The following is a 22,800-nucleotide window of genomic DNA, read 5'->3' as shown; positions in this document are numbered from 1 at the left end:
GCGAGACAAGGCGGCAGGTCATGAAGCCTTGGCGGCGGCTACCAACGGTTCTGCCTTCTTCGTTTCCCGGGAGTTTCTTCTGCCGCCCTGGCGGCTTGCCAGTTCTCCATAATGGGGTGAATAGGCGACAACGCGGTTTCTGCCGGCTTTCTTGGCTTGGTAGAGGGCGGTGTCGGCTTGGGCCAGTGCCCGCGATATGTCGCCCCCGGCAACGTCCGACACGCCCAGGCTTGCCGTTACCCTGCGGTCATCCGGCAGATCATTTCCGGCATGGTTCTCGATGGTGGCGCGCAATCGCTCGGCGAAGCTGATGGCGTCCTGGAGGGAAGTGCCGGGAAGCACCACGGCGAATTCTTCTCCGCCCAACCGTCCGCAAATGCCGGAATGCCCCTGCGTTTCATCAAGGATGCGGGCAAATGCACATATTGTCCGGTCTCCGGTCTCATGCCCCAGCTCGTCATTGATGGACTTGAACCGGTCGATATCGATCATGATGAGAATGGCGGGTTTCCTGCCCAGTTTGGCGGCCATTTCCATAAATCCGCGCCGGTTGAGCAGCCCGGTGAGGTGGTCGATGATCGACGCGCGGCGGTAGCCGTTGGCGAAATCGCTCATGACATGAAAGAAAACGGAGGCGCCCAAACCAAACAACGAAGTAAGGTAACACAGATTGACGATACTCGCATACAGCTCCACTTTTTGCGGATGGGTCAGTTCAGGCAGGGTCGAAACGAAATGGGCACTGGCCGGGCGCGAGAGTGACGCAATGGCCGTTCCGATCAGCATGACCGAAATCATGCGGTGCACCTTGAGGGCATTTGGCTTGTAGAACAATACCACTGCCAGATGCAGCGATGCGCCAGCATGCAACAATGAAAGCGGCAGCAGGCGCATTACGCCGATTTCATCGCCGCCAAAATGCAGTGCGGCGACGGCTATGCACCCCAACGCGATGGAAAACAGGAATCGAAAATCGGGCCTTAGGGAAAATGCGCTTGCAAAACCGTAGGCAATTGCGATGAAACCTGCGATCTGGAAGAGTTCAAGCCCGGCAAGGAACAATGCCTTGTAGGGGGTAAACAGGGAGAGCATGTAGGACAGGCCATTGAGCATGAACGCGCAGGTGGCGATGAGATACCAGGGGATATGCTTTGCGGTCCGGTCAAAAAGATAGGCCGCAATGAACAGCCCGACAAAATTGATGCCGAACAGAAAGCCCACGGCTGTTATGACGCCAGCGATTGAGAGTTCCAAATGTCAGTTCCCATTTTTTGCGGCAGCTGATTTTGATTGAGGTATAACCTGTGCAAGGGGCCTGTTTTTCGTGCGGGCGGCACTCCAACGCGGTTTCGGCGTGAATCATTTTCCGGTTGAGATATGCGCCTGCATTTATCCTATTGCGTGCACCTTAAAGGTAGATGAATGAAAGAACTCAAATCTTTCGATATCCGTTGCGAGCAGCCATGCCAGCTTCCCATACCCTGCTAGTTGAAAGCCTTCCTTCCACGGTGCCCTTTGTCGGGCCGGAAACCGCAGAGCGCAGCCGCGGCATGGCTTTCAAGGCACGCATTGGTGCCAATGAGAATGTTTTCGGTCCATCGCCGAAAGCCCTTAAAGCGATGCGGGCGGCAGCCGGGGAAGCATGGAAATACGGTGATCCGGAAAACCATGACCTGCGCCATGCGATTGCGGACGGGCTTGGCGTTGGGCCTGAAAACATCATGGTGGGCGAGGGGATTGACGGACTGTTGGGCGTGGCGGCCCGGCTGTTCATTGAGCCGGGGGTAAGGGTCGTCACCTCAGACGGTGCCTATCCCACCTTCAATTTTCACGTTGCGGGCTTTGGCGGGCATCTGGTCAGGGTGCCTTTCAGGGACGACCGGGAAGATGCGATGGGCCTTGCCCGCCAGGCAGGCGAACAGGGCGCCAGGATCGTTTATCTGTGCAATCCCGACAACCCGATGGGAACCTGGTGGAATGGCAGCAAAATTGAGGCGATGATTGCCGCCATGCCCCAGGATGCGACCCTGTTTCTTGATGAAGCCTATGTCGAATTTGCCCCCGAAGGCACGGCGCCCGCGCTTGATGTGACCAATCGGGGCGTCATACGCTTTCGCACCTTTTCCAAGGCCTATGGCATGGCGGGCGCCAGGATCGGATATGCGATCGGGGAAGAAAGCGTGATTTCCGCATTCAACAAGGTGCGCAACCATTTTGGGGTCAACCGCATCGCCCAGGCCGGTGCCTTGGCAGCCCTTGGCGACCGGCAATGGCTTGAAGCGGTCAAGAGCCAGGTAGCAGAAGGCCGTGAGCGGATTTATCAAATCGCCCGGGAAAACGGACTGCAGGCACTTCCGTCGGCAACCAATTTCGTGGCGGTTGACTGCGGAAAGGATGCAGCGTTCGCCAAATCGGTGCTCGACGGACTGGTCGAGCGCGGCCTGTTCGTGCGCATGCCGTTTGCCGCACCGGGCAATCGCTGTGTGCGCATCGGGGTAGGCAGGCCGCAGGATATGGATCTGCTGGCAGAAGTGCTGCCGCAGGTGCTGGAAACAGCCGGCGCGTAAACAAAACCCGGATTGCACCAGGCAATCCGGGCTCTGTACCGGGTTTGAAGACCGGTGCATGTAACGCGGCAGCGCTTTGGGCCGCCGCTTCAGAAATTACACCGAATAGTACATGTCGAATTCGACCGGGTGCGGCGTCATTTCATAACGCTCGACCTCTTCCATTTTCAGTTCGATATAGGCATCGATCTGATCCTTGTCGAAGACGCCGCCCTCAAGCAGGAACTTGTGATCCTTGGCAAGGCTTTCCAGCGCTTCGCGCAGGCTGCCACACACCGTCGGGATCTTTTTGAGCTCCTTCGGCGGCAGATCGTAAAGATCCTTGTCCATGGCGTCGCCGGGATGGATCTTGTTCTTGATGCCGTCAAGGCCCGCCATCAGCATGGCGGCAAAGCCGAGATAGGGGTTCTGGGTCGGGTCCGGGAAACGAACCTCCACGCGCTTCGACTTTGGCGAGGAGCCGAAGGGAATGCGACAGGAAGCCGAGCGGTTGCGCGCTGAATAGGCGAGCAGGACCGGGGCCTCATAGCCTGGAACCAGACGCTTGTAGGAGTTGGTGGACGGGTTGGTGAAGGCGTTGATGGCCTTGGCATGCTTGATGACACCGCCGATATAGTACAGGCAGGTTTCCGACAGGCCGGCATATTCATTGCCGGCGAAGGTCGGTTTGCCGTCTTTCCAGATCGACATGTGAACGTGCATGCCCGTGCCGTTGTCGCCATAGACGGGTTTGGGCATGAAGGTTGCCGTCTTGCCATAGGCATGGGCTACCTGATGCACGGCGTATTTGTAGATCTGCATCTTGTCGGCGTTGCGCGTCATCACATCGAACATGATGCCGAGCTCATGCTGGGCTGCGGCCACCTCGTGGTGGTGTTTTTCGACCTTGACGCCCATTTCGGTAAGAACCGACAGCATTTCGGAACGGTAGTCCTGACCGGAGTCGACCGGGGAACGGGAAAGTAACCGCCCTTGGTGCGCGGGCGGTGGCCCATATTGCCGCCTTCATATTCGGTGGCCATGTTGGAAGGCAGTTCGGTGCAGTCGAGCTGGAAGCCGGTATTGTAGGGATCGGCGGAAAACCGCACGTCGTCGAAAACGAAGAATTCGGCTTCCGGGCCGACAAAGACCGTGTCACCGATGCCGGAGGCCTTCAGATAGGCTTCCGCCTTCCTGGCGGTGCCGCGCGGGTCGCGGCCATAAGGTTCGCCGGAAACAGGATCGAGCACGTCGCAGAAAATCGCCAGGGTCGACTGGGCAAAGAACGGATCGACATGGACCGTGTCGAGATCGGGCATCAAGGTCATGTCGGATTCGTTGATTGCCTTCCAGCCGGCAATGGAAGAGCCGTCGAACATGATGCCATCGGCAAACATGTCCTCGTCGACAATGCCGGCATCCATGGTGACGTGCTGCATCTTGCCGCGCGGGTCGGTGAAGCGCACGTCAAGGAATTTCACGTCATCGTCCTTGATGCGTTTTAGAATATCAGCTGCTGTGGTCATGATAGCCTCTCTGTAATAGCGCTGGTTGATTGCTGGGCGGACCGGACGGGATGCCCGGTGCCGGGAATTTGAATTCAGATCGCGTCTTCGCCGGTTTCGCCGGTGCGGATGCGGATGACCTGTTCGACCGGGGAGACGAAAATCTTTCCATCGCCGATGCGGCCGGTCTGGGCGGCGTTGCGGATTGCCTCAACGGCCGGCTCCACCTGGCCATCGCCGACCACCACCTCGATTTTCACCTTGGGCAGGAAATCGACGACATATTCGGCGCCGCGGTAAAGTTCGGTATGGCCTTTCTGGCGGCCGAAGCCTTTTGCTTCGGTGACGGTAATGCCCTGCAGGCCCGCCTCCTGCAGCGCCTCCTTCACCTCGTCGAGCTTGAAAGGCTTGATGATCGCCTCGATTTTTTTCATGTACCTCTCCGTCTGTCGCTTCCTTACCGGCGGCCCGCTGCGGCAGGCATGGCCGGAAATTGCAGAAGTGTGTGGCGTTTTTTCAAGATGCCCCTGCAGGCAGATCCTTCGGCGTTGTCCCTGTGGCTTGCTGCCTGCAACGCGAAACCGGCAGTTTCTGTGTGGCAGATGCGGCAGTCAACATCCCTTAAGCATGTTTTGTGCCAGTTTCCGCCGGCGGCAGAAATTTCAGGCGCCGCAGCCGGGAAATCGTCCATCCGAAGCAAGGCATCAAAAATAATCCTTTTGTTTTCAAGCTATTAGGGAAGGCGCATCCTGGCTGGCGTTGTTTTGCGCTGTGGATATTCAGCTTTGCGGCCTGATCATTTTGCGGCCGTCCCATCCAGCCGCCGCCATGGGTGGCCTGCTCGGGTTGGTCTGCCCAAAATTTAGGCAATTGACTGCCTCCATTCGGGCAGGTCAGCCCAAAAATCAGGCACCCCGTTGTTGAGCGCGCCCCGGGATCGCAAGCGGGAAGATGTGGCGGGCGCGAAAGCAGGGGGCGGGCGGTCCCATCCCGGCAATTGTCTTTGCGGGGGTCCGTGCTTGAAATTTGAAGTGGCGACCCCCTTTGCCGCTATCCCCTGTGGCCGGTTAACCCTGCCCATCAACGTTAATGCCATGCATTTGATGCGAATGCGCCTTCAATTTGCTAAAAAGCCTGCGGACAAGGGAAGGTGGCCTTTAACGAAGCCGGCAAAGCCGGAAGGCAAGGCCCCATGCGTTTGATTGCCGTATTTGCGGTATTGCTGTGTATTGGCGTTCTGGCGGGCGTGTTTCCGCCCGGGCTTGCCGTGTTCGGCGTGCCCTACACGGTCATCGCTGGGCTGGTAGCAGCCTCCGGATTTGTTTACGTCCTCTCGCGCAGTTGACCCCCAGGAAACCGATATTCCCGCCCTCATCAGGCGTTGTGCCCCTGGAAAAAACCTGCAGGCCCGTCAGTATTTGCGCACAAGCCCGGCAAGCTTGCCCTGAATGCGGACACGGTCTGCCGGCAGCACTCGGGTTTCATAGGCCGGATTGCACGCTTCCAGCGCAATCTTTCCGTCCTGCCGCCTGAAGCGCTTGAGCGTTGCTTCCTCTTCATCGACCAGCGCGACCACAATGTCGCCGGCATCGGCTGCCGGCGTTTCCTGGATGATGACGGTATCGCCATCAAGAATGCCCGCTTCCACCATCGAATCGCCCTGAACCTCCAGGGCGAAATGGCTGCCCATGCCGATCATGGAGGGCGGCACGGCAAGGTTGCCGGTCACCTGCTGGATGGCGGAGATGGGAACGCCGGCGGCGATGCGGCCCATGAGGGGAACGTCGTAACCGGATGCGGCTTCCTCCATGCCCCGCTGCGGGGCATTGCTTGAGGGGGCATTGCCCGCCTCATCCTTGCCGGAAGAACGGAACCTTGCGGCAATGCCGCCGCGCTGGCTGCCGAACTGGACTTCCGTGACATTGTCAGTGTTGCTGTGGGCGCCAGTGTTGCTGTGGGCGCCCTGGGCAGCGGCGCCGGACAAGCCGCCATCGATGACGCCGAAGCCTTTTGCGGCGCTCGCTGGGGCGGCGCCTCCTGCCGCGCCTCCAACTGAACCCGGGAAAGCCGTCGGGGCGGTTCTCGCCGGGTCATAGCCGTCCGGCAGCTTGATGACCTCCAGCGCACGGGCCCGGTTGGGCAGGCGGCGGATGAAGCCGCGCTCCTCAAGCGCGGTGATCAGGCGGTGAATGCCCGATTTCGACTTCAGCGACAGCGCATCCTTCATCTCGTCAAAGGAAGGGGGAATGCCTTCTTCCTGCAGGCGGGCGTGGATCAGCATCAGCAATTCGTGCTGTTTGCGGGTGAGCATGGCATGACTCCCGTTGGATATCCGCCCGATAATCGAATCTGGCGGTGGAAAATTGCATATCCATAACATGTTCGGCACCTGTTCTGCAAGTGTTCATGCGTTCCTTGCCGCTTTCCGCGGGATTCGACAGGCCGCGTTAAGCGGGCGGGAAGGGGTATGGCGGTATTGTGACAGCGCCGTTTTGCCGCCAATACAGCCTTAAGCATCGGCAGGGAATCGGATATGCAAGAAAAGGTTGTGGACGGGAAGCCGGATTGCAGCTCGTGGGGAGTTTTCTGGCGGTACCGTCCAAGGGGCGTTGTTGGGGTGTGGGCGCAATGAGGAGAGCTTTCTTGCCGGGAGTGGAAGCAGATGTGGCACAGGTGGGTCAAGCAGGCGCTCGGGTGATGCATGGGCGTGCTCCAATGTGGCCTGTTTCGTTGCCTCTTCGGACGGCGGTTCTCCTTCTTGCCGCACTTTTGCTTTCTGTCTGCGGCGAGAGCTGGAACTGGCACCAGAAGCTGACGGTGACAGTGGAAACGCCGCAGGGCGAGAAGTCCGGTTCGGCCGTTCAGCAGGTGACATGGAAAAACGATACGCTCGTTCCCGGTTCGCCGGGCGGGCGGGCCGTCAACGGTTTGCGTGGTGAGGCGGCTGTCGTTGAGCTTGGGAGCGGCCGCTATTTGTTTGCGTTGATCAATGGTGCTGCGACGCTGGCCCAGCATGTTGTTCTCGATCCGGCCATGGCGAAGGCCCCCTTCGAGGAACGTGGTGCAGCGCTGGAACAGGTCGGGCGCAAGGGCACGGTACCGCGCAAATACATCCCGCAACTGGTGACGTTTTCCAACATCGACAATCCGGCGAGCGTCAAGGCGGTTGATCCCGATGATCTCGCCGCGACTTTCGGCCCCGGCTACCGGCTGAAATCGGTCACGCTGGAAATCACCGACGAACCCGTCACCGATGGCGAGGTGGAGAAGGTGCTGGGGTGGCTGAAGGATGTTTGGCCAAACCAGTTGGATGGTCAACGTTACGAGCGAATTGATGCGGCCAATCGGTCTGCGAATTCATTGTCTACGGGCAATTTCACTTCGGAGAGCTTCAAATGAGTATTTCACCTGATCTTATGTACGCCATCCTTTCCATGGACGTATACAATCGCGGTTATGGCGAGGGGATCGAAGGTCTAGGCGGATTGGGAGCTTCAATCGGCACAGCAACCATTACTCAGCAGTCGGACACTGGGGTGAATGACCCTGAAGTCGCCGCCGGATTCTACGCGGTCGCCTATGAGTGGAACGGCGAGACGGTCATTTCCTATCGGGGAACGGACAACGACACTTTCTCTTCCGATCCGGAGAGTGGGGGCAGTGATGTTCTGAATGGCTGGATTTCGGGCGGCGGGTATCCGACCGGCCAGTCGGAATTGGCGTTCGAGTTCTACGAAGCGGCAACCGGCGCCGATGCCTTTGACGGCATTGCCCAGGATGTCACCCTGACCGGCCATTCCCTCGGCGGCGGGCTGGCTGGCTAAAAGCCAATGCATGCGGATCGGAGCGCATATATCCCCTAAACGTATGCTTGACTCTTTCGAGGGTTGGTATCATGTGTAGGGGATGGAACACATCAAAGCCTTTATCAAGGCGGTGGGCGGCAAGTGGTTTATGCTGCCTAGCGCACTCGCTGGGATCATCACAGTCTACAACTTCGTTTCTCCTTCGATTGGGTGGCCGGAGATGAGTTGGTGGGTTGTGATACCAATTGCGCTCGGCCTGATTATCACCTGGGCGGTTGTCGGACTGATAATCACAGTGGTGAAACAGGAAAGGACAATCAGAGAAAGCTGGGAGTTCTTTGATCGATCGGGTCGGCATCTAATCTCTGTAAAAGATGCAATCGAACTAATCATAGAAAGGCTGTCGGGCCAGTGGTCACCCGACTTGGATATTGATGCAAAGCGGAGCAAAGCTGCTGCAAAATTGCGGGAAATCGGTTTTGAGGGGCAAATCCCAATTTGGGGGTATGAAATTATTGAATTGCCGGATCGTTTTCAGGACTTCCGAAAGCAGATACCGTCAAGGTTTTGGGGGGATAACTACATAAAGCTTGACTATGTTTACATAGCGGACTCATCCGAGGACGCGCCGGTCATTCATACTCATGAAGCAGAAGAAGCCAACCTCAATCGGCAAGAGCAGAGAATCTACGGCGATCTAAGAATAAACCGGAAAGCATTGGAGTTGCTATGTCCACCGGAAGATATCTAAGCCTTGAAGAAGCCCGCAAGAAAGGGCTTCTCAAACAGTTCGCCAAGGAACACGACGCGGAAGGCGATGAGGCGGCATTCAACCGCCTCCTAAACGCTATGGCTTGGGGAAAGAAACCAGAAGCAGGGGGAACATCTGATCGGGACGATCCCGAAGATTGAAACGGAACTCGAACTCGCCAAGGTATTTCGGCAGATGCTTTTCAGATACCCAGACATGCGTTCCGTTGACGCCCCGTTTCAACCAGCCCCAGAAAGCTTCAATGGTGTTGGTATGAACCTCGTTATTCGGTCCAGCCGTCCATTCCTTCTTGGAGTGATTGACCGTGCCGTGACGGTATCCGTATTCGGGAAGGTTCTTGAAGGCGCGAGCTTCGTCTGTGGCAATTCTAGCGCCGCGCTGGACAAGGGAAGTGACCGCATTGGCAACGGTATACTCGCGGCGGTTCGGAATGACACGAGTGACCAGATCGCCACCACGCTCCACAACGCCGAGAACAACCGATTTGTCGTCCTGACCCTGTTTGTCCTTGCCGCCGATAAACGCCTTGTCAGCCTCTACAATGCCCTTCGGGCCGATAGGACCGTCGCCGTCCACTTGGTTCATGTACTTGCGGATTTCATGCGCGATGCGCCACGCCGTCTTGTAGGTCACGCCAAGCTGGCGCTGAATTTCCTTTGCAGCAACACCGTTGCGCGTCGTGGTGAAGATGAACATGGCATAGAACCACTTCTGCAAAGGGGTTCTGGACCGTTCAAACGGGGTGCCAACCATCGGGTGAATGTGATGGCCGCAATTACAGGTGTAGGCAGGCATCTTGGACAGTTTGCGAAACTTGCCGACCTGTCCGCACTTCGTGCAACGCGGTTCGGTGCCGTAGCGTATCTTGAACAGATGCTCCAAGCAGGCATCATCATTCGGGAACAACTCGAAAAACTTCTGAATATTCATCGGTTTAAACATCGCCAATCTCCTGTACTCCATATATAGGGATTAGCGCTACATACGTCAAGGGGATATATGCGGATCGGAGTCGCCAAGAACACCACGAGAACAAATTTTAATTCCGACGTTTTTTCAATTGCTTACACCGATTGACAAAATGAGAACAAAACTGGTACATTGTGGCGAGGCCTGAATTCCTCATGATTCCGGCGCCCCGGTGGCGGTCCTCGCTGATTGAAGGCGGGCGCACTGAAGGCGGGATGAAAGCCTGCAGGGCGTTGCCATTCCGGTTTTGCCTGCCCGGGCGGGTTGCCGCGTGCCTGCGCGCAAGGTGCCTTATGAGCGCCTTATGGGCGTGTTGAAGCAGCGCACCGGGCAAAGCAGCGCACTGGGCAAAGCAGCGCACTGGGCGGCAGGGACACGCGGGAAGAAAGAGGACAGGCGGTGAAAAGTCTATGCGGCAACCGGGAAGGATGATAACCCCATGGCACAGAATTCATTGCGTCTGGTAGAGGACAACACGGTGGACAAGTCGAAAGCGCTGGATGCAGCGCTCAGCCAGATCGAGCGGGCCTTCGGCAAGGGCTCGATCATGAAGCTCGGCAAGAACGAGCAGGTCGTGGAGATCGAAACCGTGCCGACCGGTTCGCTGGGGCTCGATATCGCGCTCGGCGTCGGCGGGCTGCCCAAGGGGCGGGTCATCGAGATTTACGGGCCTGAATCCTCCGGCAAGACGACGATGACGCTGCATGTCATCGCCGAAGCCCAGAAAAAGGGCGGCATTTGCGCCTTTGTCGATGCCGAACATGCGCTCGATCCGGTCTATGCCCGCAAGCTGGGCGTCAATCTGGAAGACCTGCTGATTTCCCAGCCCGATACCGGCGAACAGGCGCTGGAAATTGCCGATACGCTGGTGCGTTCGGGCGCCGTCGACGTGCTGGTGGTCGATTCGGTGGCGGCCCTGACGCCGCGCGCCGAGATCGAGGGCGAAATGGGCGATTCGCTGCCCGGTCTGCAGGCCCGGCTGATGAGCCAGGCGCTGAGAAAGCTGACTGCCTCGATTTCGCGTTCCAACACCATGGTGGTCTTCATCAATCAGATCCGCATGAAAATCGGCGTCATGTTCGGTTCGCCGGAAACGACGACGGGCGGCAATGCGCTGAAGTTCTATTCCTCTGTGCGCCTGGATATCCGCCGCATCGGCGCGGTCAAGGACCGCGATGAGGTGATCGGCAACCAGACCCGTATCAAGGTGGTTAAGAACAAGCTGGCGCCGCCCTTCAAACAGGTCGAATTCGACATCATGTATGGCGAAGGGGTTTCGAAAACCGGCGAACTCATCGATCTCGGCGTCAAGGCGGGGATCGTGGAAAAATCAGGGGCCTGGTTCTCCTACAATTCCGAGCGCCTTGGCCAGGGCCGGGAAAACGCCAAGCAGTTTTTGCGCGACAACCCGGCGGTTGGTGACGAGATCGAACTGGCGCTGCGCCAGAATGCCGGGCTGATCGCCGGCTCGCTGCTGGAGGGCGAACCTTCAAAAGAGGATGACGAGGGACCGGACGAAGCGGTGCCGGCACCCGGCGGTGAAGCTGCCGAGGGCTGAAGCGGCCAAGAGCTGAGGCGGGCATGCGCTGAAGCGGGCAGGGGGTTGAAGTTGTCAGGGAGCTGAAGCCTCATGCCTCCGGCCGAATCAAGGGGCTAACCGTCCGTTTGTTTCGGCCATTTCCTTGTGCGGCATTGCCTTATGCAGGTTTTACCGCGCGGCGGGGTTTCCGCCGCGTTTGTCATTTAACTGGCCGTTCATTCGACTGGCCGTTATGGCGGGGCTTGCCGTTATTGGAGGACTTGCTTGCGGCAGCGGCGAAATTGACCCTGCCTGTGGACAGTTTTTGCGCCCTCGTCTAAAAGCGCCCCACCTGTGCGGAACCACCTGCATGGTTTACAGACATGGCTTGCGGGCATGGCTTGCGGGCATGGCTTGCGGGCACGGCTTACCGGAAGGGCGGCGTTGCGACCGGTTGCGGCGGGAATTTTCTCCTTTGCCGGTCATCATGCGGCCCGGTTGCCGCGGCAAGCCGGGCCTGCAACAGGCCAAGCCATGGTTTCAAACAGGTGCGGTTGGGGCTTTGAGTTAAGCGCAGGGCCTGAAAGCGCAAACAAGATCAGTTGGACCCGGTGAACATTCCATGCGCGGCGTAAACGAAATCCGTTCAAGTTTCCTCGATTTCTTCAAGGACAAGGGGCATGAGGTTGTCGCCTCCAGCCCGCTGGTGCCGCGCAACGACCCAACGCTGATGTTCACCAATTCGGGCATGGTGCAGTTCAAGAACGTCTTTACCGGACTTGAAACACGGCCCTATTCGCGTGCTGCCACGTCCCAGCGCTGCGTGCGCGCCGGCGGCAAGCACAACGATCTCGACAATGTGGGCTATACAGCGCGCCACCACACTTTTTTCGAAATGCTCGGCAATTTCTCCTTTGGCGACTACTTCAAGGAAGAGGCGATCGGCTATGCCTGGGAATTGCTGACAAAAGAGTTCGGGCTCGATCGGGACCGGCTGCTGGTGACGGTTTATCATACAGACGATCAGGCGTTCGACCTTTGGAAGAAGATCGCCGGTCTTGCCGACGACAGGATCATCCGCATCGCCACCCATGACAATTTCTGGGCGATGGGCGATACCGGCCCCTGCGGGCCGTGTTCCGAGATCTTTTATGATCACGGCGATCATATTCCCGGCGGCCCGCCGGGAAGCCCGGATGAAGATGGCGACCGGTTCATCGAGATATGGAACCTGGTTTTCATGCAGTTCGAGCAGGTGACGCCAGATGAGCGCATCGATCTTCCCAAGCCGTCGATCGATACAGGCATGGGGCTGGAGCGCATTGCCGCCGTCATGCAGGGCGTGCACGACAATTACGACATCGACCTGTTCAGAACGCTGATTGCCGCCAGCGAAGAGGCGACCGGCGTTGCAGCAAAGGGCGACAAGATACCGAGCCACCGGGTGATCGCCGATCACCTTCGCGCCGCCGCATTCCTGATTTCCGATGGCGTTCTGCCTTCCAATGAGGGCAGGGGCTATGTGCTGCGCCGCATCATGCGCCGCGCCATGCGCCATGCCAGCCTGCTGGGCGCCAAGGACCCGCTGATGCACCGTCTGGTGCCGGTTCTGGTCAGCGAGATGGGCGGTGCCTATCCCGAATTGACGCGGGCCGAAAAGCTCATCGGCGAGACGCTGGAGCTTGAGGAAACGCGCTTCCGCCGCACGCTCGACCGCGGTCTGCTGCTGCTCGGTGAAGCAACGGAGGGCATGAAGGAGGGGAATGAACTTGACGGGGAAACCGCCTTCAAGCTCTACGACACCTATGGCTTCCCGCTCGATCTGACGCAGGATGCCCTGCGCCGGCGCGGCATTGGCGTTGATACCGATGCCTTCAATGCGGCGATGGAGCGCCAGAAGGCAGAGGCGCGCGCTTCCTGGGCTGGGTCGGGCGAAGCTGCCGATGAGCGCATCTGGTTCGAACTGAAGGAGCAGCACGGCGCCACGGAATTTCTCGGCTATGAAACCGAGCAGGCCGAAGGTGTGGTGCAGGCCATTGTCGCAGACGGCAAGCTGGTCAATCAGGCAAAGGCAGGCGATGAGGTTGCCGTGGTCGTCAACCAGACGCCGTTTTATGGCGAATCGGGCGGCCAGCAGGGCGACAAGGGCGAGATCCGCTTTGAGGGCGGGCGCATTGAAATTCGCGATACCCGCAAACGCGGCGAGGGACTGCATGTCCATTACGGCACGGTCAGCGAAGGCGAGATAACGCCGGGCGCTGCGGTGGAACTGGAAGTCGACCATGCAGCCCGGGCAGGCCTCAGGCGGCATCATTCGGCGACCCATCTGGTGCATGAAGCGCTGCGCAACGTGCTGGGCGAGCATGTGGCGCAGAAAGGATCGCTGGTAGCGCCCAACCGGCTGCGGTTCGACTTTTCCCATCAAAAGGCGATCGAAGCTTGCGAACTGGCGCAGGTGGAGGAAATCGCCAATGAGATCGTGCAGCAGTCGGCCCCGGTTTCGACCCGGCTGATGGCGGTCGATGATGCAATTGAAGCCGGCGCCATGGCGCTGTTCGGCGAAAAATACGGCGATGAGGTGCGGGTCGTTTCCATGGGCACGGCGACCCGCGGGCCAAAGGCCGGCAAAACCTATTCGCTTGAATTGTGCGGCGGTACCCATGTGGCCAATACCGGCCAGATCGGCGTCATCAAGATATTGGGCGAAAGCGCGGTCGGTTCCGGCGTGCGCCGCATCGAGGCACTGACCGGTGCCGAAGCGCTGTCTTATCTGGAAGAACAGGAAGCGCGGGTACAGGAAATTGCCGATCACCTCAAAGTGCCGCCGCAGGATGCGGTGGCGCGGGTTCGGGCGCTGGTGGAAGAACGCAAGCGGCTGGAGCGCGAGCTTGCCGAGGCAAAGAAGAAACTGGCGCTGGGCGGCGGTGGCGGTGCAGCGCCGGCCGAAACCGAGGAGGTTGGGGGCGTCTCCTTCCTCGGCCAGGTGCTGGAGGGGATCGCGCCCAGGGACCTGAAAGGGCTTGTCGACGAAGCCAAGGCGCGGGTCGGCTCCGGCGTCGTTGCCATGGTCAGCCGGGCAGAAGACGGCAAGGCGGCTGTGGTTGTCGGCGTTACCGGCGATCTTGCCGGCAAGATCAGCGCCGTCGATCTGGTGCGCGCCGCATCCACGGCCGTTGGCGGCAAGGGCGGCGGCGGGCGTCCGGACATGGCCCAGGCCGGCGGGCCGGATGGTTCAAAGGCAGGCGAAGCACTTCAGGCCGTCAGGGATGCGCTTGCCGGTTGAGCTGACGGATTGACCGGTATTTGCAAAGACCGGATTTTTGATGGCCGGAATTGCGAAAGCCGAGCCTATCCGCCGACATGGCGCGCAAGTTTGTCCAGTGTCTGAGTTCCATATTCCACAGCGCCAAATCCGATGACGATGGAACGGCGCTCTGCGCTCGGATGCATCTGGCGCAAGGTAATGACCGTCTTGCCGTTGTCCTGTTCGTCGAACGTCACGAGCAGCCGAAAACGGTCCGGATCGTCATCGACGTCTGCTCCGTGGATTGCTTCAATGGCGTTCGGCGCTTCCACCTGAAGAAATTCCATACGGTTGGAAAACCGCGTGCCGTCAGGGGAAATCATGTCAAAGCGCCATACACCGCCGGTGCGGATGTCGATTTTGTGGCTCTCGATCTGAAACCCGTCAGGCCCGAACCACTGTACGATCTGCGAGGGGTCCGACCATGCGCGAAATGCTGTTTTACGGTCCGCGTCGACGACGCGAGCGATGACGATTTCCCTTTCCGTGGGCCATGCCGCCCATTCGGAAGTGCTGTTTTTGCCGTGCTCATTCATTTGAATTGTCTTTCGTTACATTTTCCAGATGTGCCTGCATGCGGTCAAAGCGTTCTTCCCATTGACGCCGATGGGCAGCCAGCCAGGCCTCGGCATTCTGCAAGGCCTGCGGGTTCAATGCGCAAATCCGCGTCCTTCCCTTTTTTTTCGACACGATAAGGCCGGCACTTTCCAGAACCCCCAAATGCTGGGTGAAGGAGGGCAGGGCCATGGCGAAGGGGCCGGCCAGCTCGGAAACCGATGCAGGCCCGCCGCTGAGCGCTTGTATCACCGCTCGCCGCGTCGGGTCGGAAAGCGCAACAAAGGCGCTTTCAATGGTTCCGTCAGAGGATCGATTATAGTTAGGCACAAGCCTAAGTATAGCGATGAAGCAAACTAAGGTCAATGCCTAAGTAATGGATGGGAGAAAGGGGCTCGTTGGCCGAAAAAGCCCGATTGCTTGGTGGTTGCAGGTGTTTTCCGGTACTGAGCGTCCGCTGGCCGAAGCTGGGCTGGCCCAACAAAAAGCCGGACACATGGTCCGGCTTGTCTGGTTCCGCATGCGGTTTGTAAGCGTTATGCGCTCATCGCCTTCTGCAGATATTCATCGACCTTGTCGAGGAAGCCGATGGTGTCGAGCCAGGGCTGGTCAGGGCCGATCAGCAGCGCCAGATCCTTGGTCATGAAGCCGTCTTCCACGGTGTGAATGCAGACCTCTTCAAGCGTGTCGGCAAACTGGGCAAGCTCGGGATTGTCATCCAGCTTGGCGCGGTGGGCGAGCCCCCGTGTCCAGGCAAAGATCGAGGCGATCGAATTGGTCGATGTCGCTTCGCCCTTCTGGTGCTGGCGGTAGTGACGGGTGACCGTGCCGTGGGCAGCTTCGGCCTCGACGGTCTTGCCGTCGGGCGACATCAGCACCGAGGTCATGAGCCCGAGCGAACCGAAGCCCTGGGCAACGGTATCGGACTGCACGTCGCCATCGTAGTTTTTGCAGGCCCAGACATAGCCGCCGGCCCATTTCAGGGCTGAAGCCACCATGTCGTCGATGAGCCGGTGCTCATACCAGATTTTGGCTTCCTTGAATTTCTCCTCGAACTCGGCCTCGTAGATCTCCTGGAAGATGTCCTTGAAGCGCCCGTCATAGGCTTTCATGATCGTGTTCTTGGTCGACAGGTAGCAGGGCACCTTGCGGCCGAGGGCATAGTTCATCGAGGCACGTGCGAAATCGCGGATCGATTCATCCAGATTGTACATCGCCATGGCAACGCCGGCAGCCGGTGCGTCAAACACCTCGTGCTCGATGGTTTCGCCATCATCGCCGACAAACTTGATGGTCAGCTTGCCCTTGCCGGGAAAGCGAAAATCGGTGGCGCGATACTGATCGCCGAAAGCGTGGCGGCCGACAATGATCGGCTGGGTCCAGCCGGGCACCAGGCGCGGCACGTTGCGGATGATGATCGGCTCGCGGAAGATTACGCCGCCCAGGATGTTGCGGATCGTGCCGTTTGGCGAGCGCCACATCTTCTTCAGGCCGAATTCCTCGACCCGGGCTTCGTCCGGGGTAATGGTGGCGCATTTGACGCCCACGCCATGCTTCTTGATCGCATTGGCGGCATCGATGGTCACCTGATCGTCCGTCTTGTCTCGGTATTCGATGCCCAGATCATAATATTCAAGATCGATGTCGAGATAGGGGTGGATGAGCTTGTCCTTGATGAACTGCCAGATAATGCGTGTCATCTCGTCGCCATCGAGTTCGACGACCGGGTTTTCGACCTTGATTTTTGCCATGTGAGAAAGTTCTCCGATGTGAGAATGCGGTGGCGGGAGACCGCCGGAAAGAAATGGTTGCGCGTTCCTTAGCAAAGTCTTTTCGGCCCTGCAAAGAAAGAACCATCAGGCTTTCGTATTGCACCGTTTGCCGCAGGTGTGCGGCCTTCCGCTTTGCCGCACGGTGTGGCAGGAAAATATCGCTATAGCGAAGGAATGGGATGTCCGGTACCGACTTCAAGAACAAGCCGCTGATCGCCGAAGGTCCGGCGATCATTCTGTGCGAACCGCAGCTTGGCCAGAACATCGGCATGGTGGCGCGGGCCATGGCAAATTTCGGCCTGGCCGAACTGCGCCTGGTGGCACCGCGTGACGGCTGGCCCAGCGAACATGCCACCAAGGCGGCAAGCGGTGCGTTGCATGTTGTGGAAATGGCAAGCGTTCATGAAACGCTGGAAGCGGCCATTGCCGATCTTTCCTTCGTCATGGCAACCACTGCGCGCCCGCGCGACATCATCAAGCCGGTGCGCGGGCCGGAAGAGGCCGCCAGCGATCTGAGGCGGCGGTTTTCGGCCGGTGAACGGACGGGCATTCTTTTCGGCCGCGAGCGCTGGGGGCTCAACAACGATGAGATCATTCTGGCCGATGAAATCGTGACTTTTCCGGTCAATCCGGCCTTCGCCTCGCTCAACATCGCCCAGGCCGTGCTGCTGATGAGCTATGAATGGATGAAAACGGCGGGCAGCGATCCGGCACGCGATGCCTTCGGACCGGCTGAACGGGTGGTTGCCGACCGAAAGCACCTTGTCGGGCTGATGGATCATGTGGAGCAGGCACTGGACGATGCCGGTTACTTCTTTCCCCGCAAAGGCGCGATCGCATGGCACAGACGGTTCGCAATATTTTCGTCCACATGCAGTTGCAGGAACAGGAAATCCAGACCCTGCGCGGGGTCGTTGCTGCCCTTGAAGGGCGCCGGCGCAAGCAGCAAAACTGATTTGGGGCGGACAGGTGCCGGGACACCGGGGCGATGAAAAGGGACACAACATGCGCAATCTCAAAATCCTCGCAGGCATCGCCCTGATTGCAATCGCCGGATATTTTGCCTGGATGGCGATGATGCCCCAACATCAGGGCCATCTGCAGAATTCAGGCCAGCAGAATACCGGTCAGACAGAATCGGGCATGGACCTGCGGACGGAAAAGCCGAGCAAAACCGGGCTTTATACCGTCTCCTTCATTCCCGTGCAGGGAGAGCCGTCAACCGGTCCCATCAGTGTGTGGCATCTGAAGGTTTCGGACAGTACGGGTGCACCGGTGCGCGGTGCAAAAATCTCCGTGGACGGTGGCATGCCGGCTCATGGCCACGGCCTGCCGACTTCGCCGGCTGCAACGGGAGAGATAGAGCCGGGCGTCTATGCCATCGACGGCATCAAGTTCTCGATGGTGGGGCATTGGGTTTTCGATGTGACCATCGAAGCGGCGGGGGGCACGGACACGGTGCGATTCAACCGGGTGCTGGAGTAGCGGGGTGAAACTCCTTTCAACCCTTCGTGTTGCTGTATCTGCTCTTATAGGGCTGGTGCCGGCTGCCTGCAGCGGCCCGGAGCTGACGCCGTACGACATGAAGCGGGCGAAGGAGTTCATGCTTTCTTCGCTTCCTGCCCTGGGCGCTGATCCCACCAACCGGTATGGCGATGATCCCGGCGCGGCAATGCTGGGTGAAAAACTGTTTTTTGACACCGCGCTCAGCGCCAACTCAAACGTTTCCTGCGCTTCCTGCCATCAGCCGGATAAGGCGTTTCAGGACGGATTGCCAAGAGGGCTGGGAATTGGTGAAACGCCCCGGCGCACCATGGCGCTTCGCGGCGCGCAATGGGGTGACTGGTTTTTCTGGGATGGGCGCAAGGACAGCCAGTGGAGCCAGGCGCTGGAACCGCTGGAAACGCCGGCCGAACACGGCATGACGCGGGACATGGTGGCGCGGGAGGTGGTGACCCGGTACCGGACAGACTATGAGGCGGTGTTCGGGCCTGTACCCGATGCCAGCGACTGGCCGTATCTGGCTTCGCCCTTGCTGCCCGGGGCGCCGCAGGAAAACTGGGAGAAGGCTTCGCCCGCGGTGCAGGATGCGATCAACCTTGTGTTTGCCAATACCGGCAAGGCGATTGCTGCCTTTCAACGCACCCTGCTGCCGGAAGAAAACCGCATAGACCGCTTTTTTGCGGCGCGTTTGGCCGGTAAAGAACCTGCGGAAGGCGACCGGCTGACGGAGGACGAGATTGAGGGCTTCAAACTGTTTACCGGCAAGGCACGCTGCGACAATTGCCATAGCGGCCCGCTTTATACCGACCAGTTCTTCCACAATACCGGCGTTGAGCTGGGCAATCGCGAAAAACCGGATTACGGGCGCGCCCTTGCGGTATTGTTCTTGAAACAGGACCTGTTTTCCTGCGCCGGACCTTACAGCGATGCCGAACCCATGCAGTGCCGGGAGTTGCGCTTCATGTCGGATGATCCTTCGGTATTTGAAGGCGCCTTCAAAACGCCCGGCTTGCGCGGGGTATCCCAACGCCCTCCCTACATGCATGCCGGGCAGATCAAAACCCTAGAAGAGGTCGTCGATCACTATGTGGTGCGGCCTGATCCCTTTGCCACATTGCCGGAGCTGGACGGGACCATCTCGCCCCATGGTGTGCACACCGAAGTGCCCGAGATCGAACTTTCGGAAGAAGAAAAGCGGCAATTGGTAGCCTTTCTCAACGCGCTTTGAGTGCCGATGGCGGCGATAGGGTGCAATTGGGGCCCATTGGCTGCAAAAACCGTAAACACTGTGTCCAGCATATGCGGCTTTTCCCTCTGGCCGTGCGGTCCTATCTGTGCGTTGCGGTAGTATAGAGGGCACAGCCATGCAGCCAGCGTTGTTCATATCCCACGGGGCACCGGATCTGGCGATCACGCCATCTGCGGTGCGTGATTTCCTGGTTCGTTTCGGCAAGGAGAATCCGCAGCCGGACGCAATCATCATCGTGTCTGCGCATTATGAAACGCGGACACCCAAAATCGGCGCAGCGGCGCAACCTGCCACGCTTCACGATTTCGGCGGCTTTCAACCCGAGCTTTATCGGATGACTTACCCTGCGACGGGAGCGCCGCAGCTGGCGCAGCAGGTGCTGGAAGCTTTCAAGGCGCACGGTATTTCCGCGTCGCTTGATTTTGAACGCGGGCTCGATCACGGTATCTGGACGCCGCTGATCCTGGCTTTTCCCGAGGGCGATGTGCCGGTCGTTCCGGTTTCCGTTCAGCCCGAAGAGGATGCAGAGCACCATTACCGTCTGGGCCGTGCGCTGGCGCCATTCCGTGCGCAAAATGTGCTGGTTGCAGGCTCCGGCCATATCACCCACAATCTGCGGGCCATGTTTCGCGCCATGCGCGGCGGCGGCACTGACCCTGAAACTGAAATGGCGATTGATGCGTTCACCCGATGGGTGGGCGAGCGGTTGCTGGCAGGCGACAGGGAAGGATTGTTAAGGTGGCGTGAGGACGCGCCCTTTGCGCTTGAAAACCATCCAACGCCGGAACATTTCCTGCCACTGTTTTCAGCCTACGGGGCAGGCGGGGAAAAGCCGGACGCCGAGCTGATACACAGTTCGAAACTGCATGGTGCCTTCAACAGCGATTTTTGGATGTTCCGGTAAAACCGCAAGTGCGCCTACCAGCGGGCGACCTTGATGCCCTCGTTTGCCTCGATCATGTCATGCAGATACTGAACCGCCGGAACGTAGATGTTCTTGGGCGGGCGGATACCGACAGAGCCTGCAATGCGGGTCATGAAGTGGTTGCAGTTGTTGGCAAACAGCAGATAGCGCGGCTTTTCCTTTTTGGCGCTGCGGATTTCCTGCAGCAGCCTTTCATAGCGCTGGGCATTCAGCGAAACCCGGTAGGCGATGTCGGGGCGGATGCGGCAATCGTCGGGATGGGGCGTCAGGACGCCCGGCATGGGCACGCCGGAAGCCATGGCCGCGCCGACATAGCCGCCCATTGGCGCCAGCATGATGAGTTTTTCGCTCAAAATCTCACCATTGCCGCCGAGTTTTCCATAGGCGACATAGGTGTGGCCAACCGGCATGAGCGGTGTCTGCCGCATGCGGATTTCGATGTAATAGGGGTCGCCGGGCGTAATGTTTTTTGCCCCCATCCGCTTGGGCTGGGGTCCGCGGCCGGACTTGCATTGTCCGTGTTTGATGGAGGCATAGAGCTGGGGAATGCGCCTTTCGGCGGCCTGCTCATAAGGGTCGATGAGCGGCTCGCTTTGTGTACCGATCGAAAATCCGCTGCCGGTGCCCAGAAGTGCCGTTGCCTGGGGAATGGTAGAGGCATAATTGGCGTCGGAATAGGCATTCGAATTTGTTGTGGGGCCGGTGGAAACGCCGGGCAGGGCGCCAGTGCCTGCTTGCTGGAGTGCCTGCCCTTGCGGCTGCGCCAGGGTTGGGACGGTCAGAATTTCGGTATCGCCGGAAAGGGTGAGGGCCGTTGGCGGGGCAAGCGTTCCGGTTCCGGCCGGCTCAGCCTGCGGGGCCGGTTCGCCGGGCAAGGGTGATGGTGTTGCTGCCGGCGCATTGCCTGCTGCAGCAAGATTGCCGGTTTGCGGGGCATGGGTTTCGCCATTGGCAGCATTGCCGATGGGAGCAAGCGATTGCTGTTCGACCGGATCAACGGAAAGGGCGGCAAGATCCGTTGGTTGTTCAACGCCGCTTTTGCGGGCATCGCGGCTGACGCTCTCAAAATAGGCGCCTGGCCCACCCATGCAGCCTGAAAGAAAGGTTGTGGCGAGCAGCGCGAGCCCGGCAGCCTTCACGCCGGTTGCCAGTCTTCCAGCATTATGGACCGATGAAAATGACAAACCTTGCCCTGCCCGGGGTGCCCACCCCTCGTCAGATCGTTTCGCGCCTTGCCGGAACCGCAACAGCGCCCGGTTTTCAGCGTCAAGACCGTACATATCCCACTGCTACCTGCAACACAAATCACCATATGTGGCAGCAGAAACACATGCAGCTGCATGACCCCTGTGGCCACGGTTAGGGATCAAATGAGCCCGTTTCATGACCGCCGAATCAGGTGTTTACACCATAAAGACCCTGCATCAGGGAACTGGTGCAGGGCTGTAAGGGATGAGACGGCTGAATGCGGCGGCGGCGAACCGCAAGCAGATCAGGCAATGGCCTTGCCGCTTACCGGAACGCCTTTTTCGGTCAGATGGGTCTGCAATTCGCCCTGCTGGAACATTTCGCGCACGATGTCGCAGCCGCCGACGAACTCGCCCTTGACGTAAAGCTGGGGCACGGTGGGCCAGTTGGAGTAATCCTTGATGCCCTGGCGCAGATCGTCATCGGCGAGCACGTTGATGCCCTTGTAGTCGATGCCGAGATAATTGAGAATCTGCACGACCTGGCCGGAAAAACCGCATTGCGGAAAGTCGGGCGTGCCTTTCATGAACAGCACCACGTCGTTGTTTTTCACTTCATTATCAATGAATTCGTTCATTCCGCTCATGATCTGATTCCTGTTGCTGTGCGCTTTTCTTCTTTCCACAGATAAACCTGCGCACCGGCGAATTCAACTGCGGCATTCTTGCGGTTTTCTTGATGTGAAAGGCTTCATGGCCAGCACAACCGTTCTTCTAGCGCCAGAAAAACCACCAGATCACCACGCCCCAGAAAACGGCAGCGGCGATCGCCCACCAGAACAGCGGATCCTTCCAGACAGGCCTGGTGAGGAAGGGCGGGACTTTCTCAAGTCCGCTGGTTTTGCGGTGGTGCGCCATGACAAACTACCAACCGAAACTCATTCAGGCGCGCTGGTCTGCAGGGCCAGGGCGTGCAGAACGCCCCCATATTGCCCTGCAGTGCGTCATACACCATCTGGTGCTGTTTGACCCGCGGCAGCCCGCGGAAGCTTTCGGAGACCACCTCAGCGGCATAGTGATCGCCATCGCCGGCGAGGTCAGTGATCTTGACTTCGGCATCGGGAATGGCGGTCTTGATCATCTTCTCGATGTCGGCGGCATTCATCGGCATTGTACTACCTCGTTGTC

21 protein-coding genes and 3 pseudogenes are annotated in these 22,800 nt (G+C 58.9%); 11 read left to right on the top strand and 13 right to left on the bottom strand.

Going from position 1 to position 22,800, the window contains the following annotated elements; translation table 11 throughout:
- Positions 1–18 precede the first annotated feature (18 nt).
- Positions 19–1,254, bottom strand: a complete 1,236-nt coding sequence (locus BVL55_RS08970) for a GGDEF domain-containing protein (RefSeq protein ID WP_075996602.1) — start codon at positions 1,252–1,254, stop codon at positions 19–21.
- A gap of 209 nt (positions 1,255–1,463) precedes the next feature.
- On the opposite strand from BVL55_RS08970, the gene BVL55_RS08965 reads away from it, so the two are divergent.
- Positions 1,464–2,567 carry a pyridoxal phosphate-dependent aminotransferase gene (locus BVL55_RS08965; RefSeq protein ID WP_075996601.1) on the top strand — a complete coding sequence of 368 codons (1,104 nt, stop codon included), beginning with the start codon at positions 1,464–1,466 and terminating at the stop codon, positions 2,565–2,567.
- 96 nt (positions 2,568–2,663) lie between these two features.
- Here the strand turns inward: BVL55_RS08965 and glnA are convergent.
- The 3 genes and pseudogenes from glnA to BVL55_RS16510 all read right to left on the bottom strand — a co-directional run bounded on the left by glnA (position 2,664) and on the right by BVL55_RS16510 (position 4,921).
- Positions 2,664–3,970, bottom strand: a pseudogene (glnA, locus tag BVL55_RS08960) (type I glutamate--ammonia ligase).
- Between the two features lie 176 nt (positions 3,971–4,146).
- Positions 4,147–4,485, bottom strand: coding sequence for a P-II family nitrogen regulator (locus BVL55_RS08955; RefSeq protein WP_075996600.1), 339 nt, complete (start codon positions 4,483–4,485; stop codon positions 4,147–4,149).
- 187 nt (positions 4,486–4,672) lie between these two features.
- Positions 4,673–4,921, bottom strand: a complete 249-nt coding sequence (locus BVL55_RS16510; RefSeq protein WP_156892487.1) for a hypothetical protein — start codon at positions 4,919–4,921, stop codon at positions 4,673–4,675.
- A gap of 322 nt (positions 4,922–5,243) precedes the next feature.
- Between BVL55_RS16510 and BVL55_RS16505 the strand changes: the two genes are divergently transcribed.
- The gene (locus BVL55_RS16505) at positions 5,244–5,396 is read left to right on the top strand and encodes a hypothetical protein (RefSeq protein ID WP_156892486.1); all 153 of its coding nucleotides are present in this window, start codon (positions 5,244–5,246) and stop codon (positions 5,394–5,396) included.
- A gap of 66 nt (positions 5,397–5,462) precedes the next feature.
- Here the strand turns inward: BVL55_RS16505 and lexA are convergent, their stop codons facing one another.
- The gene (gene lexA, locus BVL55_RS17045; protein ID WP_075996598.1) at positions 5,463–6,362 is read right to left on the bottom strand and encodes a transcriptional repressor LexA; all 900 of its coding nucleotides are present in this window, start codon (positions 6,360–6,362) and stop codon (positions 5,463–5,465) included.
- 419 nt (positions 6,363–6,781) lie between these two features.
- Here lexA and BVL55_RS08940 point away from each other — a divergent pair, with 419 nt between their 5' ends.
- The 3 genes from BVL55_RS08940 to BVL55_RS08930 all read left to right on the top strand — a co-directional run bounded on the left by BVL55_RS08940 (position 6,782) and on the right by BVL55_RS08930 (position 8,608).
- On the top strand, positions 6,782–7,450 hold the full coding sequence (locus tag BVL55_RS08940; RefSeq protein WP_162841480.1) for a hypothetical protein: 669 nt from the start codon (positions 6,782–6,784) through the stop codon (positions 7,448–7,450).
- A complete protein-coding gene (locus tag BVL55_RS08935; protein ID WP_156892485.1) occupies positions 7,447–7,875 on the top strand; it encodes an alpha/beta hydrolase family protein in 429 nt (142 codons plus the stop codon). Before BVL55_RS08940 ends, BVL55_RS08935 begins: the two co-directional genes overlap by 4 nt.
- An 82-nt stretch (positions 7,876–7,957) precedes the next feature.
- A complete protein-coding gene (locus tag BVL55_RS08930) occupies positions 7,958–8,608 on the top strand; it encodes a hypothetical protein (RefSeq protein WP_075996595.1) in 651 nt (216 codons plus the stop codon).
- 96 nt (positions 8,609–8,704) lie between these two features.
- Here the strand turns inward: BVL55_RS08930 and BVL55_RS08925 are convergent, their stop codons facing one another.
- Positions 8,705–9,571: an IS1595 family transposase gene (locus BVL55_RS08925; protein WP_075996594.1), complete on the bottom strand. Its 867-nt coding sequence runs from the start codon at positions 9,569–9,571 to the stop codon at positions 8,705–8,707.
- A 466-nt stretch (positions 9,572–10,037) separates the two neighbouring features.
- Here BVL55_RS08925 and recA point away from each other — a divergent pair, with 466 nt between their 5' ends.
- The gene (gene recA, locus BVL55_RS08920; RefSeq protein ID WP_075996593.1) at positions 10,038–11,156 is read left to right on the top strand and encodes a recombinase RecA; all 1,119 of its coding nucleotides are present in this window, start codon (positions 10,038–10,040) and stop codon (positions 11,154–11,156) included.
- A gap of 583 nt (positions 11,157–11,739) precedes the next feature.
- The gene (gene alaS / locus BVL55_RS08915) at positions 11,740–14,400 is read left to right on the top strand and encodes an alanine--tRNA ligase (protein WP_075996592.1); all 2,661 of its coding nucleotides are present in this window, start codon (positions 11,740–11,742) and stop codon (positions 14,398–14,400) included.
- Positions 14,401–14,465: 65 nt separating this feature from the next.
- Here alaS and BVL55_RS08910 read toward each other — a convergent pair whose 3' ends face one another.
- The 3 genes from BVL55_RS08910 to BVL55_RS08900 form a co-directional block, all read right to left on the bottom strand.
- Positions 14,466–14,957 (bottom strand): SRPBCC family protein, encoded by a 492-nt coding sequence (locus tag BVL55_RS08910; protein WP_075996591.1) that lies wholly within the window; start codon positions 14,955–14,957, stop codon positions 14,466–14,468.
- The gene (locus BVL55_RS08905; protein ID WP_075996590.1) at positions 14,950–15,306 is read right to left on the bottom strand and encodes an ArsR/SmtB family transcription factor; all 357 of its coding nucleotides are present in this window, start codon (positions 15,304–15,306) and stop codon (positions 14,950–14,952) included. The genes BVL55_RS08910 and BVL55_RS08905 overlap by 8 nt, the downstream gene beginning before the upstream one ends.
- A 206-nt stretch (positions 15,307–15,512) precedes the next feature.
- Entirely contained in the window at positions 15,513–16,727 is a 1,215-nt protein-coding gene (locus BVL55_RS08900; protein ID WP_075996589.1) for an NADP-dependent isocitrate dehydrogenase, read from the bottom strand.
- Between the two features lie 200 nt (positions 16,728–16,927).
- On the opposite strand from BVL55_RS08900, the pseudogene BVL55_RS08895 reads away from it, so the two are divergent.
- The 4 genes and pseudogenes from BVL55_RS08895 to BVL55_RS08880 all read left to right on the top strand — a co-directional run bounded on the left by BVL55_RS08895 (position 16,928) and on the right by BVL55_RS08880 (position 20,404).
- A pseudogene (locus BVL55_RS08895) lies at positions 16,928–17,703 on the top strand (RNA methyltransferase).
- Between the two features lie 50 nt (positions 17,704–17,753).
- Positions 17,754–18,233: a FixH family protein gene (locus BVL55_RS08890; protein ID WP_075996588.1), complete on the top strand. Its 480-nt coding sequence runs from the start codon at positions 17,754–17,756 to the stop codon at positions 18,231–18,233.
- 4 nt (positions 18,234–18,237) lie between these two features.
- On the top strand, positions 18,238–19,479 hold the full coding sequence (locus BVL55_RS08885; RefSeq protein WP_075996587.1) for a cytochrome-c peroxidase: 1,242 nt from the start codon (positions 18,238–18,240) through the stop codon (positions 19,477–19,479).
- Between the two features lie 136 nt (positions 19,480–19,615).
- Positions 19,616–20,404: a DODA-type extradiol aromatic ring-opening family dioxygenase gene (locus BVL55_RS08880; protein ID WP_075996586.1), complete on the top strand. Its 789-nt coding sequence runs from the start codon at positions 19,616–19,618 to the stop codon at positions 20,402–20,404.
- A gap of 14 nt (positions 20,405–20,418) precedes the next feature.
- Here BVL55_RS08880 and BVL55_RS08875 read toward each other — a convergent pair whose 3' ends face one another.
- From BVL55_RS08875 to BVL55_RS08865, 4 genes and pseudogenes are all read right to left on the bottom strand, one after another.
- Positions 20,419–21,564, bottom strand: a complete 1,146-nt coding sequence (locus BVL55_RS08875) for a hypothetical protein (protein WP_075996585.1) — start codon at positions 21,562–21,564, stop codon at positions 20,419–20,421.
- Positions 21,565–21,917: 353 nt separating this feature from the next.
- Positions 21,918–22,259: a Grx4 family monothiol glutaredoxin gene (gene grxD, locus BVL55_RS08870; protein ID WP_075996584.1), complete on the bottom strand. Its 342-nt coding sequence runs from the start codon at positions 22,257–22,259 to the stop codon at positions 21,918–21,920.
- A 127-nt stretch (positions 22,260–22,386) separates the two neighbouring features.
- Entirely contained in the window at positions 22,387–22,530 is a 144-nt protein-coding gene (locus BVL55_RS16500; protein WP_156892484.1) for a hypothetical protein, read from the bottom strand.
- 20 nt (positions 22,531–22,550) lie between these two features.
- Positions 22,551–22,783 (bottom strand): annotated as a pseudogene (locus BVL55_RS08865) (BolA/IbaG family iron-sulfur metabolism protein).
- Positions 22,784–22,800 lie beyond the last annotated feature (17 nt).

The sequence above is a fragment of the Salaquimonas pukyongi genome (assembly GCF_001953055.1).
Classification (GTDB): domain Bacteria; phylum Pseudomonadota; class Alphaproteobacteria; order Rhizobiales; family Rhizobiaceae; genus Salaquimonas; species Salaquimonas pukyongi.
Note: the sequence above shows the minus strand (reverse complement) of the source record. Positions and strands in the feature narration are given on the sequence as shown.